Genomic DNA, 14,016 nt, shown 5'->3' on the forward strand with positions numbered 1-14,016 from the left:
TCCTCACAGGATAGGCTGAAGGGCCTGTTCAGCGTATCCTGTGGGCGGAAAAGCCTTTTCTACTAATGCATAGCCCCTGTTGCTGGAACATTGCCGATATCCAGACGCGCCTCACAACAAAAGATGATCTGTCCGTTGTCTTCCCTGGCCCAGTGATTCCCAACGGCTCTTGGGTCCGAAGCGAATGTCTACTTCTTTCTTTTGATCAGCCTTTTGGTGATAAGTTGCATCTCTTGAGGCTTTGATGCGATCTGGGCAAGCAGATAGTGTTCAATTTGAGTAATCTTATTCCAACTGTCTATAACGGCAGCGTTTCATTAAGGCTTGCCATGGCATGAAGACAAGCCGGTTGATAGTGCAAACCCGATGCTTCTCAGGCGTCCAGGGTCTCAGGGGCTTCATGCTGCTCCAGATCCTTCAGGCGTTGCTCGGCATCCTCGGCATCCTCCAGCTGGCGCTCTATAGGAATTCGGTACAATGCCCGTGCCCGGTCAATATCGGTAGGCAATGAAACGGAGCCGAGTGTGCCCATGCTGTACATATCTCCCCAGCCGATATAGCCCCAGGCAGTATCCGGATAGTCATTGACCAGTGCTTCAAATGCGGCTTCCCCTTGTTCATGCTGGCCGTTGAAAAAGAGTGCTTCAGCTTCAGCCCGGCGCATATTATGGAGGGTCTGCGGATGTGATGAAGGGAACTGTTCGCAAAAGTCGCGGCAAAAAACGATACGTTTGTTGAAGTAATCCGGATTGCCCACCCCAGCGTTATGCAGGTGCATCTCAACATCTGTACACCAATTGGATAGAAACAGTTCTTCCAATGGCAGTATCTCATCAATTGATGCTGTATCTTTGTAGAGTGCCTTCACATGGGGCCAGGCATTGAGCCAGAGGTCGCAGGCCGCTCCTACAGAGTGTTTATCCTGTATATCAAGCAGTTTATAACCTTCATCAATCCATTCAACAATACAACGTTGTTCATCTGTCAGTGGCGTGGATAGCGCGGTGAGAGTTTTTTGTGTAGAAGCCGAAAGCCCGCAGCTCAGATCGTCTTCATCAAATGAGAATCGGCTGTCTTCAGGTAGAATGGTGCTGGCAATCTGGAGGTGTAAATCATCCTTATAATCCCATGTCACGCTGTAATCGACAATGAAACGAGGATCATTCCGGTAGAGAAGGCGTCTTGCCATGATGAACGCATCAAACTGGCTTTCGAAATCCTCCTGACTATCGTCAATCGTGTCGTCGCGCAGCATATTCGTCAGCTTCTGACGCATTTCCCGGCCTTGCTCTTTCTCCACGATGCCGATGTTCCAGCACATACTCACCATCCCAATGGTGCTTTCGATATAGTCCCTGGAGGCGTTTGGGATATCCAGCAGTCCACCGGCAAATTCAAGAAGTGTCTCTGACAATTTGGGCAGCCCGCTTAAGTCAGGTGCTACGGGTGTGTGATTTTTCTGCTTTTGTGCCTGCAATTGTTTTTTCTTGCGTCGCTTGAGTTCTTTCTGGCGACGTTTCTGGGCGGTGTTGAGTTTGGCCATGACGGTTTTTGTACCTCTTGGAGCGTGAAAGCGTGAGAAGTGTAGAGCAGATTGAAGTATCAGCGCGGCAGGTAATCTCGATTTCTGGCCGATGCATGATTTGCTGCGCTGAAAGATGGGTGGATCAGGTGTCACTATCCTCGGTGAACCGCGTAGTGCGGACCCGCATGCTACGTGGTGTGGGGAGGGCTGGAGAGAGACCAGCCCTTACCCGATTTAGAAGCGTATTAGCTTAATACATGAGACTTAAATGTATTGGCCCTTTCAATTCTTGCCTTTCTACTTGTTGTACCGGAATACATATAAGAGTAGAACTTCCCATATTCACTTTCGTTATTATTTTTATCAGATAATATTTTTGTTTCAAGGTCATTTAGCTTGGTTAATATATCAGTAGGGATTACATTATTGTTTTTTGCTAGCTCAACAACCATAGTGAAGAAACATGATTTTCTAAACCAGATTGAATCTTGCTGCAAACCAATATCATTGATAGTTGCAAATGTTTTTATCAATAAAGCTTTAATATGATCTTTATTTGGATATTCATCATTGAACTTAGCAATACTCTTCTCTACTTCATTTTCCCGAGGAAAATAGCTTCCAACCTCAATCGTACTCATGACACTTAAGACAAAATACAAATCAGCCATTCTTGTCAATTCTGAATCATGGAAAACCCCATAAACTTCAAGCGAAACATTACTTAGAATGTCCTTTGCTGCTTGAATAAAATGCCCGTCATAGACAGCATTATGGATTTCAATATCTTCCAATTTGAATTTGGTTAGGTTGATTCTACGAAATACTTCTTTAATTGTTTCTTCACTAACTTTGCCAATATCTCGAACTACCAATTGATATGACAAAAATATTTCTCTCTCAGCGTCACTTAGCGCTGAATATGGTTTGACTTTTTTGAATTTTTCAGACTCATCGCCGTCGATATATTTTTTAATTGTGGTAAGCCGCTGCTGACCATCAATGACATGCTGAGTCGTTTTAAGTTTTTTAATATCTATATCACCTTGACATACATAAATTTCAGGAAAAGGAAAACCATTAACGATGGTGTCAATGAACTCATCTTGATGTTCAATTGTCCACACAAATTTTCTCTGAAAGTCAGGTCTTAGTACTAACTTGCCAGATTCAATATCTTGATAGATATCTGCAATAGTTGGGCTTGTTACGGAAGGTTTTATCTGATTACTCATTATTTCTACCAAAGTCAAGAAGATAAGTTTAATGATTTATTTAAGTCATTTATACCACTAAAAGTATAGAGTTCAAAATGTCTATATGATTTGAAAATTCCAGCTGTAACTTTGTAATCACCTACCTCTGATCTCCCATAAGAAATAGAATCAAAAAAATCAAACCAAGCATTCTTTAAATTTTCAATTTGGAACGATAAAGGAAGCTTATCTGGTCTTATCCATCCTATAGCAACGTATTCCAGAAATTGATGGTAAAGTTTAATTTCTTGCTCGCTTACATTTCTTTTAGAGGCTCTTAGACTCATTTGATAATTTCTAATGAGCTCAAGTATGTTGTCAAACAAATCACCCGAAATAATTGCCACGTCAATATCTGAATCAAGATCAAACTCTTTCTTTTTAAGTGGGCTGAAACCAAGTTTCCCAGAGCCAGTTATGTATACTTCGTGAAAAGCAACATTAAACTGTAATGAAATTCGTTTCTGAAAATCATAAAAGTCATTTTCCCTATCACGGAAGACAAAAGGAGTTCCATGCAATACTTTCTTTCTGCAGAAATCCAAAATATCATCTTTATCGCTTATTGATTTTAGCTCATCAATAAACACATCTAGTTGCATAACATAACCATCAAATTGAAATCATTTACGAATTATATCAAAATATAAAATAAACGACACTGAATATTTAATACTGCACTAAGCTTCTAACGCCTGCTTCAGCCGCCGCCGAAGGAAGCCGGGTGGAGGGGCGAAGCCCCGGAACGAACTGGAAGCATTTGTTATGTGAATTCCATCAGTTATATGCTTCATCATGTAGAAGTAGTATGGCTGAAGCCGTTGCATTTATTGAATACTTTGCAATATGTTCAGATACTTGTTTTTCCTTGGAACCCGAACCATGGGCAAAACTCAATCTATTTCTGATAGTTGCAATCAACATTATCGGTTGTTCCCAGAAATTGTCGAAATTAGTATTGCTAAGAATTGTTTTTAACAGAGGTGATGCTGTATCATTTTCCTTGTATGGAAAACCTCTTCTCTTGCAAATCACCTTCATAACACTTTCCAGCGAACTACAACACTTAGTAACACAATCTTTGTATTCACCTTTGCGATAATCCTCTAAACCGGCCATGAACTCTTCATTTGCATTCAAGAGGTCTGGTTTTTGAAGAAGTGTTAATACAGGTTCTATTGCAGTATTGTGCAATACCTCGCTATCCTTTCTTATTACTCTTGGATGTTCAACAACACGTATTCCTGTCGTTGGATTACCATGAAAACTAGATTCGAATTCTTCTCTGACTGTTTTCGTTAAAAAATAAGGAAGCTTATCTATTGTAAAAAACTGATTAACTTGGTCGATGACTTTTGATTCATTCATGCTAAAGAAACGACCATGCTCTAATTGAAAGATATATTCTATGGCATCTAAAAAATGATCGTCTTCACAGTCAGAAAGGAAGGCTAATGCATCGTCCGCTGGGTTAATATTTGGGTTCCGTAGAACTGGCTGACCATGCAAATATGCAAGCTTTGCTCTCAAATGCCCAAGAAGTTCGAAAAATGAACCGCAAACAGAATCCCTTATTAACATAAGGAATCTATTTTTGAATTCTCGTGTCAATGGTTTTACATCAATCTCAACATTTTTTTCACGTCTTGAAAAAATATCGAATATATTACCGATCAATTGTTTTACTCCTATTCACATAACGCTTGGTTCAGGTGCGCCGTAGGCGTCACCTGGAACCACTTGTTGATATGACTCCCGCAGTAAAGCAGGATTTATTGGTTTCATTCGAACAGCATTATCATAAATACCCATTCTGACAGTGGAGCCTGAAACAACGACGGCTGGCAAGCTGATATACGTGGACTGGTTACCACTTTTCATGTATCCGTCGTGTGAGCCTGTCTCTCTCTAGGAGCGAGGACTCGGCAGTGTCTGCCTTACCTCCTAACAAGAACGAGGACTACTCACTGGCCGGGGCTGCAACATCAGAATGGGTAAACCTCCAAAACGGTTACAATAAAGCGCAGTTAATTATCAATGGGCTCGTATCGTGGTCGTCTGCGTTAACCCTTTGGTTACGATCTCCCACATAAAAGCAGCCAGCTCACGTGCGATAGCAACAACGACAATATTCTTGTTTTTGTATCGAGCGTTCAGATCACGATATCGCTTACAGAGTCTCAGCTGAGCCCGCCATGCAATTTCTTTCACAGCATCAGGCAATCCTTCCTGCCTCAACATCAGGTCACGCGTTAACTTTTCAGGATGTCGGTAGCTCCAGCCTGATTCAATCAACGCTTTTCGTGCATGACTGTTACCACACTTGGTGATACTGCCTTGACGTCGTTTACCACCACTGGTGTTTTCTGATGGCACCAGGCCCAGCCAGGAGAACAGCTGGCTTGGGTTTTCAAACCGTTTGAAATCGATAATTTCAGCCACCATGGTCATGGCTGTAATCTGCCGTACACCTTTGAGCGCCTGTAATGCTTGTACGACAGGGTATCGTGACCATTTTGGCAGATACTCATCTATCTGCTGCTCCATGAATGTCAGCTGACTCTGACGATCTTCGATGGTATCCATGTACTGCTTGAGAACAACATTCTGTGCTGTAGTAGAAAACACCCGTTCAGATAACCAGAGCCAGTGCTGCCTGCTCCACCGTTTGCCGTGATAAACCTGGTCGTGCCTTAACAAAAAGCTGTTGAGCCGTTGTTTGGCAGCCTTGAGATCGTTGACCAGATCGGTGCGTGCCCGGATCAGGTCACGAATGGATTCGTCTTCAACATCTGGCACATACACCTGCGCCAGATCTGCATTTCTAAGCGTCACGGCAATCGTACGTGCATCTCGCCGATCCGTTTTAATTTTGTCTTTTGGCAATCTGGAAGGGGCTGCCACAATACAGTGAAACCCTTTACCGGTCAGGTATCGGTATAGCCAATATCCACAAGGTCCGGCTTCATAGGCAAAAAACAGTTTTGTTGCCTTGCTTTGCAGTCTACGGATCAGGCGATCAATATCGCGGTGCAATGTTCCGATAGTGCCGTAATCCTGCACAGTATCATCACGCTCACTGCCAATGTAGGCGACGGCAATGGATGTTTTGTGCGTATCCAGTCCGACAAACAAGGTGCTATCTTTACTCATCGCTGGCCTCCGATCATTTTCTCAGGCTTGCCTGATGCGGCTCTGGCAAAAGCTAGCCCGCGTATTATTCGGAGGCCAGCTCTTACCGGTCAGCGGGAGTCATTATGTCTATGTGAACATTGCACAAGTCTGTGATCTTTGAGCTTTCATTCATTATGTCTTGCACAGGATCAAAGCGAACACTTGATAATTGCTTTTCAATTTCATCTTTGTTTTCTTTAATTAACTCGCGCACGAATTTTGGGACAACGGGGTTTGTTAAATATTTCTCTATATCTTGCATTTTAACCGGATGAGAGCTTTTCGGTATTGACTCTCCATAATCGATAATTAAACTTTGAATTTTATTCATAAATCCAATCGTGAACTCTAAAGATAGCTTCAAAATATCTGTTTGAGGTGCTTCGATTTTTATAAAATTCCCTTTTGCATCCAACCTTTCAATATCATTAGCAATATAATACTTGCCATCTGTATAAGCATTTATTATTTGCATTCCATCATGAGTTATAGCGTTTCGGCTTTCTTTTATGAAACGTCCATGCTCTATTTCGTATAATTCAGACCAAGCTATCTTTTTGCCTGTTGCAGTTTCTAATGAATCTTTTAATGACTGAAATGTATTCGTCAATGAATTAAATGTGTAGTTTATGTTTTCATTACTTGTGTTAACTGGATTAATACCATTCTGAAAATTATTTTCTACTAAAAGACAAATGTTAATTAGTTTTTCTAAAAAATATCTATATTCTTCGAGCTTATTTTTTATGAAACTACCAACAACCATTTTATGATGATCTACCTGATTATGCATAAATCTCTCTTGTTCACATAACAGCTATTAAGACTCAAATGAGTAATATCGGATATTACGGATGTTCTACCGCACCTGCGGTATATTAATTAAAAATAACCGTTATTCACTCACGTGAGGCATATCAATTAATATCAAGGCTCGCCAAGCTGTTGATAAGCGAACCCTTTCTGTCTTCCTGCCAAATATTGCCAATACACTGCACGCCCTCAGCGCCATCGCAAATCAACTCAGATCGGGTGTTCCGTGCAACACGTGGCATCACGGATTGATTCCGGAAAACTGATAAAAGTCATAAGCGCTGCATATGTATCGCTGGCAGCAGCTGACAAAATACAACTACGCTACCGCCCGCCAACTATTACTGCCAATGTCGGAAAGGCAAGCGAGGCTATTGGGGGCAATGGTTAACGTATCAGTTCACTCGTAGGATGATGGAGCGATGGTATCTGAAAACGTGGCGGCTTCGCACCCGTATCAGGCGTATTTGTTGCTGATGTTTCTGCGTGAACTGGTGTGTTTATCCGAAAGGGTCGTAAAACGCATCGGTGCCGAGCCGTCCGATGTATTTTGCGGCCAGGGTTTCCAGTGCGTCAGGACATCCGATGAATATCCAATCGTCGATCGCACCCATAAAACAGAAGCGCTCTACGGAAAAATACCGGGATTCTGCATCACGCAGACCAAAGCGCAGTATGGGGAGAAAGTGCCCGTTGAGAATGATCCGGTTGACCCTTTTCTGGTTAAAACCCAATGAATGAACTTGCGCAACAGTCTCATCCTCAAGCAGGTTGTCGACGATACAGGACTCATAGATCGTTATATGCTCGCCCCTGCAATCCTGAAGATACCGCACGGGGTTGGAAACGCCTGCCAGTAGCGTCGCTACGGTCTGTTCTTCAGCCTTGGTGATTAACTGTGGCACTATTTTTTTCAGAAACACCTGCCCGTTTTCCGGACGCTCGACAATCTCATACCCGGTCGGAATTTCTGCCACGGGTTCAGCCTGACTGTTTTTCCGGGTTGAAAAGAAATAGCACTCCCTGCCGGTACGCGTGACTGACCGGAACAGGGAATAAAGCTTGCCAGCCCGGTTGGTATAGGTCATTACCATGGTTGAGTCCCTTAGCGGTTAACCGTCAGGTGCGTGAATCGTAGATGTCATCCATCAACCTGACGACTACAAACAGCAGATTGTTCACCAGGGGGATAGCGCGAGGACGAGACGGATCGAAACTCGCATACTGGCAAACCTGCTCGTCAAGATGCGCCAACAACGCCAAAGGAGTGCCTGCGGCCCTGCATCGATCTACAAATCGATCATTCAGTGATGCCGTGAGGTTCCCGTTCATGGCGTTTCCGGGCACCAGCGACTTAAGCTCGGCATCCAGCAACGCCATTTTCACTTCCAGCCATCGTTCATCCTCTGGCTGCTTTGGGATTTCGCCCTGTGTCCGGTGGTAGAGGAAGATGATATCGAAACACAGATCCAGAAAAAGGTTAGCCATATCGAAACTGTCTTCTGCTATTGCATCAGACAATTCGCCAAAAATCGCCTCGTAAAACTGGGGCTGACGATCCTGGAAACGATCCAGCAATGCGGTCCCTTCTGTTTCAGGTAAAATCCTGCTTGCTGCTGCGATGGTGTTAATGTCCTGAGATGTTATTGCCTGCATGATGTTATCTGTGTATCCAGTAGTTTTACGTCAATGGTGATAGTGCATGATGTGCCAAAAAGGCAGGGGCTTTCGGATACCCCCATGATGACAGGCTACTTTAGACCATTGGCTAACAGGGTGTGATGACCTTCAGCAAATCAACCGTTCATTCGTTAGTTGAAAGGGGTAAAAAGTCAGCAATGGGTATAGGGATTGGCTTCATGGTCTGAAAGGGGTACACGTTACGGTTTTTGCTGCTGACCTTCTGACCGTTTCTCACGCTCAAGCCGCCGTAGGATGGCAAAGCGTGTCTGGCCCGGGTTGTGATCCCAGCCGGGGTCGAGGTCTTCCGGCACTGTGCGGGTCTTGCCGGTGTGAGGGTTTTCCCAGAGCCGAGGTTTGATTTTTGGCTCCGGTGAGGGTTTCAGACCGTAGGCTTTCAGCTCTTTGCGGCCCAGCTGGATAACACCGCAGCGGCAGTTCCAGCCGTTCGGAGGGAAGTGGGTGTTCCAGAAGGTGTGGTTTACCGGATACACCCTGCCATCCCATTGTTGGTGCTCGGGTCGTACCCGGTGGTCTTCCACTGCGTCGTACATCAGGTAGGGCGCGGTTGCAGCGTTGGCCCGGATGCTTTGCCAGTGACCCACGCTATAGGCGCTTTGCAGGTTGGTGCGGAAAATAGTTGCCAGCCTGGATGCACTACCCAGTTGTGCTTTGACGATTTGTCCGCTATTCGGATCCACAACATCCTGTTTACCCCACCATCCGGCCTTTTGCAGGGCAGGAATAAGCTGCTGTTTGAACTCCGTTAGCGTCTTCCCGTCGTCTATGGCCTGCTGTGTTTTTTTGGCTACGAAGGCCAGCAGATCCCGGTTCATCATCTTGGCCACGGTAAAGGCGGCGTCATGTTCCTCTGCCAGCATATCCTCCCAGCGAAATGACAGCTTAAGCCCTTTGCGTTCAAAGAACCGGATAGCCTGGGCGGGTTTCAGGGTAAAACCGGCAGTGACTTCCAGGAAGTCATAGTGGCTTGAGGACATAATGGATATTCATTGGTTATCGCATGAAACTTCTGACAGATATGGCGTGTATTCTCCAGTAATGTTTTGCTGGTGATCTGTAGATACGTTGGCGAAGAACTGTCGTCAAAGTCAAAACCTAGCTTTTGGTAAAAACCAAATGCCCTCCCAGCCGCTTTTTTCACTTCAAAGGTAGGATATTGCTCAATATGCACCGCGTAATAACTGGCCACATGAACTAATAACGTTCCCAAGCCGCACTTGACCGGATGAGTCTGGATATCCTGAAGCTGAAGAACGTTATCCTCCTTTTCCTCAGATAAGGTCGCAAATGATTTTTCATTATCCACAAGTGTTTGAATAATTTTGAGCTTTACCCTGTTTGAGTCAGATATGATTTTTACCGTTAACTCCAACAACGCTTGAGACTCTATGTGCCTTAATCGTAGTGGCTTCTGTTGGGTAAAGATGCGATGAATATCGTCATCGCCCAATCGCTTTTCATATACAACAGAAGGTGCCTGAACTTTGCTGATACCTGTAACCGATGTCTCGGTATTCCTGACGATAACAGGTTCGCTCATAGACTTCGAAGTAAGTGCTCTCACCTTTTTTCGCCTCTAAAAATCCCCATTAGCCTGCTGTAGAACCCCGCATCACGTATGGTTTTTACTGCAGTGTCTGAAGAAGATGATTGTTCCAGTAGTTCTTCAAGATGTGACCTGAATGTTTGCAGGTCACCGGTGTCCTCGGCATAGGACAACAATTCTTCTATCTGATTCCCATATATCGCGTGATATCTAGTGGCAAAATAGTCAGCCGCATCTGCCAGTGCTTGTTGATCATTACGTCGGTCGGTCTTTTTCTGTGCCAGCTTTGGATGAGTGGCGTCTTGCTCGGCAAAGGCGGGGGCAAGGCTATCCGTTGCAATGGGCTGCGACACGGGTTCCGGTTTTTTCCGCCAGCCCGGACCGTACACCTCCTCGATATACTCCTCGGTGGGCTCGTAGCCCAGGGTGCTTATTTTGTTATCGCGTTCAGCCCGTTGAAGCAGGTCTTCCTCCGGCTCGGTATTGCGCCAGACTCTCGGTGGTTGGGCATTGGGAAAGTTCCACTCCGTTAACCAACGTACCACCTGGTTGTTGAAACTCTCGCAGATCAGGTCCGCATCGCTTTTGATCACCGACTGTTTCACCGCCTCGTGCACCTGCGCCTGGGAGAGTGAGCTGCCGTCATCGGTGGTCATGGTCTGGCTTAGCACCACCTTACTGATGGCCCGGTCCATGCGCTCCGCCAGCGCCTCATAGTCAGCGGTGCCGTGGCGGGCGGCCTCCAGCAGCTCTACCAGAATGTTGTCCGGAACGACGATGCCGCTGTCTACCTGGATAGCGTCCAGTACCTGCAGGGCCTTTTCCCGCTCCCGTGGGTCTTCTGCCTGTCCCGGCGGCAGCTTGGCCATGGCGGTAGGTTGGCCGAACTTCTCCAGAAAAATCAGCCAGAACTTGATGTCGTTGCGTTTGAAAAAGGTGGGCCAGTACAAATAGTGGCCCAAACCCAGCCCATAAGGATTGTCGCTGTGGTTAGCGCCGGTGCTGAACACCCAGAACTTCTGGTCAGGGAGTTTCACCGGATGGGGCTCGCCGGCCTTGATCAACCGCAGGTTGCCGTCCACATCAAACACAAACCGGCTGCGGTCGCGGACCTTGATATCGTCCAGCACTATTTGGCTGCCATCGTAGGCCCACAGACACTCGCCCACGGCATAGCCGTAGAAAAGACCGTAGAGCATCTTGTCGGTGATGCCGTCAAAACGGATATGGGATAGCTGCTCCTTGATGAACTCTGCTGCAGCCTTGTCTTGGGATGATTCGCTGGCAGGCTCCACCGTCCACTCGCTCTGGATAACCGCAAGGCGTCGTTGCTGGAAGGTGGGTTTAACCTGGTCATCCCGCAGGATTTCATCGTAGATCTTCATATCCCGACCGCGTTCCCGGAGCACACTGTCGGGGTTGTCCATCAGGGTAGCGGTGTAGGCCGACGCCAGCCGGACACCGTGATCCGCCTTTGCCAGCTCTCCCAGTTTTGGCTTGCCTGCCATGGTTTTGTCCTGACTAGTCCCTGTGTCGGTTAAAATGTGAGCACTCAATAACCCCTGAAATCATTGCGGCCCTTTACCACACCATAACCCTTATCCTCATCAATACTGTGCGGGTTTTCGCCGTAGGCCTCGATGCCGGCTCTTGTGTTCCCTGTGGATGCAAAACTGAAATTGGCCCGGTGCTCGTGCGCCCATTTCAGAAACTGGCTGGTTGAGTCCACCTGGTCATCGTTACCCGCCAGCGGGAAAATGGTCAGCTCCAGCTCGTAGTCGATGAGCCAGGGTGCCGCATCCGGTAGATGCACCAGCCCAGCCTCAAACAGGCTGCTGACCTCCACTAACCGGTCTATTTTGTTGACGCCCTTGGGGTCGCAGGGGATGACCGGCACATGAATCTTTTTATTACCGGCGCTCACGCCCTCGCGCAGCTCTTGTATTAATGAGGTGCCGCTTCCTTTGTCCTCGATCAGTACCGCCTGCGGGTTCCAGGCCAGATACAGGCTGGCAGCTGCACGTTTCAGTCGTGGGTACTCCAGTTTGTCGCGGAACACATCAAGCAGGTACCAACCCCGTCGGGTTTCGCCCCATGTGGTGCAGACGCTGGGGTCGTTGATCTCCTCCGGTTTATAGGCGGTATCCCAGCTCTGGATAATGCGTAAAAACTCCGCCGGTGGCGTGCTGTAGCGCTGGAACCAGCGGGCCTTGATGAGTCCGCCCTCCGGTGTGGCGTTCCAGTCCCCCATCAGCCATGCCTGCACCAGCCAGGGCGGCCCGGACTTTTTCAGGCGGTTGATGTACTTGGGGTCGTTGCTGAGTAAGAGCTCATTGTCCTCCAGACGGCTGGGAATGTAGATTCGCTCGTCGCCGGTGTTGGCATCGCAAATTAACCTCATACCCTTGGGGGCTGCGTCGATGTAACGCTTCTTGATCCACTCATGTCCCGGCCCGCCCGGGTTGGCAGAGAGGTTAAAGCTGGCAGGAATGCCGTAGGGGTTTCGGAGGGTGGCCTGGAGCTTGTCGATGGGGTCGGGGGTGGGAAAGTTACCCGCCTCATCAATGTACACGTCGGTGTAAGAGTGGCCCTGGTACTTGCCGGCGTCGGCGTCCCGCTCAAGGCTCCGAAGCCGAAGCAGCGCACCGTTGGGCATAATCCAGGTACTTTTCTGGGCACGGTACAGCGCACCGATGGGGAGATAGATCTCGTGGGAGCGGGCAATCACCTCGTCCAGCTCCGGCATACTGCGCCGAACGAATAATCCCTTGCTGTGGCCACCGTACTTGGTACTGCGTTGCAGCCATTTACCCAGAAACCCATCGGTCTTGCCGCCGCCTCGAGCACCACCGTAAAGGATATCCTCCACCGGACAGGTGACCAGCGCTGTTTGCGGTCCCGGTTGGGGCGACCAGGTGATCATGGGCTGTCGGTGTCATCCCGACCGTACTGTTTCAGCCACTCTTCACGGCTCATGGGCTCGGGGATCAATACTACGCCTGTAGGTGGTGCGACCTCGGTACCATCCGGTGTTGTATGGGCCACCTTCTGCGGCGCATTGAAGCCGTAAATACGTGCGCGGCGGTCGATGGCCTTCATGATCCTGTCCATGGCCTGCAGATCCCCTTTAAGGCTTTGCTTCATAGCCTCGCGGATAATCCAGTCCAGCCGCTCAAGATCCAGACGACGGTTGACCCTGGCATCCTCGCGGCTTTCGTTTTCCAGGGTTTCGATGGCCTTGACGACATGGCGGTAGGCAGCGGTTTTGCTGATGGCCAGCTGGTCGGCAATGTGCCGGTAGGATAGTCCCAGGGTGCGAAGCTCCAGCGCCTTTTTGCGTAACTCTGCCGTTTTGGCCCGCTGCGAACGTCCCGGATTCTGGATAGCCATCGTTCACCCCTTATGCGTTCACCTTTTGCAGGGCAAAGGTGGGTTAACAGCGGTTATTCGGGCTTTGGTTTTTTCGCGGGTGGTTGGTCGTCCTTGGGTGTTGCTGGTTGTGATGGATGCTTGGTGCGCATGTGATAGTTAAGGCCGCTTTGGTGTGCAGCTTCATACTTGCACAGCAGGCACTTAAAGGGCTTATCGCCGGTGTGGGTACGCTCATGTGCAACCTTTGTTGGTTTTTGGCTAAAAGATTTTGAGCAGTACTGGCACTGAAAGGGTCTCTCTTCGGTGTGTGTGCGTTCATGTCTTGTCACATTGCACTTCAGAGCAGCTGCATAATCGCAATGCTGGCATTTATAGGGCTTCTCGCCGGTGTGTGTGCGTTCATGTTTTGTCACATCGCTCTTCATAGCAGCTGCAAAATCGCAATGCTGGCATTTATAGGGCTTCTCGCCGGTGTGGGTGCGCACGTGTGTCTTTATATTAGTGAGCACTTTTGTGGAATATTTACACTGGTTACATTTGTATTTTTTGTCTGCCTGACGACTGTATCCCGATTGAACGCCCGAGGTTCCAGCTACAGCACTAGGTTGAGGGGCTGGCGATGTAGATTG

14 protein-coding genes are annotated in these 14,016 nt (G+C 47.6%); all 14 read right to left on the reverse strand.

Annotation, left to right across the window (positions count from 1 at the left end; genetic code table 11):
* Nucleotides 1–373: 373 nt before the first annotated feature.
* Entirely contained in the window at nucleotides 374–1,543 is a 1,170-nt protein-coding gene (locus ABD892_RS02840) for a tetratricopeptide repeat protein (protein WP_345193638.1), read from the reverse strand.
* 227 nt (nucleotides 1,544–1,770) lie between these two features.
* Nucleotides 1,771–2,760 (reverse strand): DUF262 domain-containing protein, encoded by a 990-nt coding sequence (locus tag ABD892_RS02845; protein ID WP_345193640.1) that lies wholly within the window; start codon nucleotides 2,758–2,760, stop codon nucleotides 1,771–1,773.
* Between the two features lie 14 nt (nucleotides 2,761–2,774).
* Nucleotides 2,775–3,383, reverse strand: a complete 609-nt coding sequence (locus ABD892_RS02850; RefSeq protein WP_345193642.1) for a hypothetical protein — start codon at nucleotides 3,381–3,383, stop codon at nucleotides 2,775–2,777.
* 175 nt (nucleotides 3,384–3,558) lie between these two features.
* Entirely contained in the window at nucleotides 3,559–4,458 is a 900-nt protein-coding gene (locus tag ABD892_RS02855) for an abortive infection family protein (protein ID WP_345193644.1), read from the reverse strand.
* Nucleotides 4,459–4,815: 357 nt separating this feature from the next.
* A complete protein-coding gene (locus ABD892_RS02860; protein WP_345193646.1) occupies nucleotides 4,816–5,934 on the reverse strand; it encodes an IS110 family RNA-guided transposase in 1,119 nt (372 codons plus the stop codon).
* An 82-nt stretch (nucleotides 5,935–6,016) separates the two neighbouring features.
* Entirely contained in the window at nucleotides 6,017–6,748 is a 732-nt protein-coding gene (locus tag ABD892_RS02865; protein WP_345193648.1) for a hypothetical protein, read from the reverse strand.
* A 520-nt stretch (nucleotides 6,749–7,268) separates the two neighbouring features.
* Complete coding sequence (locus ABD892_RS02870) at nucleotides 7,269–7,862, reverse strand: hypothetical protein (protein WP_345193650.1); 594 nt, start codon at nucleotides 7,860–7,862, stop codon at nucleotides 7,269–7,271.
* A 25-nt stretch (nucleotides 7,863–7,887) separates the two neighbouring features.
* The gene (locus ABD892_RS02875) at nucleotides 7,888–8,424 is read right to left on the reverse strand and encodes a hypothetical protein (RefSeq protein ID WP_345193653.1); all 537 of its coding nucleotides are present in this window, start codon (nucleotides 8,422–8,424) and stop codon (nucleotides 7,888–7,890) included.
* A gap of 224 nt (nucleotides 8,425–8,648) precedes the next feature.
* Nucleotides 8,649–9,446 carry a phage head morphogenesis protein gene (locus tag ABD892_RS02880; protein ID WP_345193655.1) on the reverse strand — a complete coding sequence of 266 codons (798 nt, stop codon included), beginning with the start codon at nucleotides 9,444–9,446 and terminating at the stop codon, nucleotides 8,649–8,651.
* The gene (locus ABD892_RS02885) at nucleotides 9,395–10,009 is read right to left on the reverse strand and encodes an N-acetyltransferase (protein WP_345193658.1); all 615 of its coding nucleotides are present in this window, start codon (nucleotides 10,007–10,009) and stop codon (nucleotides 9,395–9,397) included. The genes ABD892_RS02880 and ABD892_RS02885 overlap by 52 nt, the downstream gene beginning before the upstream one ends.
* A 20-nt stretch (nucleotides 10,010–10,029) precedes the next feature.
* On the reverse strand, nucleotides 10,030–11,523 hold the full coding sequence (locus ABD892_RS02890; protein ID WP_345193660.1) for a DUF935 domain-containing protein: 1,494 nt from the start codon (nucleotides 11,521–11,523) through the stop codon (nucleotides 10,030–10,032).
* A 44-nt stretch (nucleotides 11,524–11,567) separates the two neighbouring features.
* Nucleotides 11,568–12,938, reverse strand: a complete 1,371-nt coding sequence (gene terL / locus ABD892_RS02895; RefSeq protein WP_345193663.1) for a phage terminase large subunit — start codon at nucleotides 12,936–12,938, stop codon at nucleotides 11,568–11,570.
* Nucleotides 12,935–13,405 carry a hypothetical protein gene (locus ABD892_RS02900; RefSeq protein WP_345193665.1) on the reverse strand — a complete coding sequence of 157 codons (471 nt, stop codon included), beginning with the start codon at nucleotides 13,403–13,405 and terminating at the stop codon, nucleotides 12,935–12,937. Before ABD892_RS02900 ends, terL begins: the two co-directional genes overlap by 4 nt.
* 53 nt (nucleotides 13,406–13,458) lie before the next feature.
* The coding region (locus tag ABD892_RS02905; RefSeq protein WP_345193668.1) for a C2H2-type zinc finger protein at nucleotides 13,459–14,016 on the reverse strand (558 nt) is incomplete at its 5' end.

This window comes from Kistimonas scapharcae (assembly GCF_039540975.1).
Classification (GTDB): Bacteria; Pseudomonadota; Gammaproteobacteria; order Pseudomonadales; family Endozoicomonadaceae; genus Kistimonas; species Kistimonas scapharcae.

What these genes read in the sequence shown, in the direction of transcription:
- ABD892_RS02840 (WP_345193638.1), bottom strand. Translation starts at nt 1,543, where the DNA reads ATGGCCAAACTCAACACCGCCCAGAAACGTCGCCAGAAAGAACTCAAG.
- ABD892_RS02845 (WP_345193640.1), bottom strand. Translation starts at nt 2,760, where the DNA reads ATGAGTAATCAGATAAAACCTTCCGTAACAAGCCCAACTATTGCAGAT.
- ABD892_RS02850 (WP_345193642.1), bottom strand. Translation starts at nt 3,383, where the DNA reads ATGCAACTAGATGTGTTTATTGATGAGCTAAAATCAATAAGCGATAAA.
- ABD892_RS02860 (WP_345193646.1), bottom strand. Translation starts at nt 5,934, where the DNA reads ATGAGTAAAGATAGCACCTTGTTTGTCGGACTGGATACGCACAAAACA.
- ABD892_RS02865 (WP_345193648.1), bottom strand. Translation starts at nt 6,748, where the DNA reads ATGCATAATCAGGTAGATCATCATAAAATGGTTGTTGGTAGTTTCATA.
- ABD892_RS02870 (WP_345193650.1), bottom strand. Translation starts at nt 7,862, where the DNA reads ATGGTAATGACCTATACCAACCGGGCTGGCAAGCTTTATTCCCTGTTC.
- ABD892_RS02875 (WP_345193653.1), bottom strand. Translation starts at nt 8,424, where the DNA reads ATGCAGGCAATAACATCTCAGGACATTAACACCATCGCAGCAGCAAGC.
- ABD892_RS02880 (WP_345193655.1), bottom strand. Translation starts at nt 9,446, where the DNA reads ATGTCCTCAAGCCACTATGACTTCCTGGAAGTCACTGCCGGTTTTACC.
- ABD892_RS02885 (WP_345193658.1), bottom strand. Translation starts at nt 10,009, where the DNA reads ATGAGCGAACCTGTTATCGTCAGGAATACCGAGACATCGGTTACAGGT.
- ABD892_RS02890 (WP_345193660.1), bottom strand. Translation starts at nt 11,523, where the DNA reads ATGGCAGGCAAGCCAAAACTGGGAGAGCTGGCAAAGGCGGATCACGGT.
- terL (WP_345193663.1), bottom strand. Translation starts at nt 12,938, where the DNA reads ATGATCACCTGGTCGCCCCAACCGGGACCGCAAACAGCGCTGGTCACC.
- ABD892_RS02900 (WP_345193665.1), bottom strand. Translation starts at nt 13,405, where the DNA reads ATGGCTATCCAGAATCCGGGACGTTCGCAGCGGGCCAAAACGGCAGAG.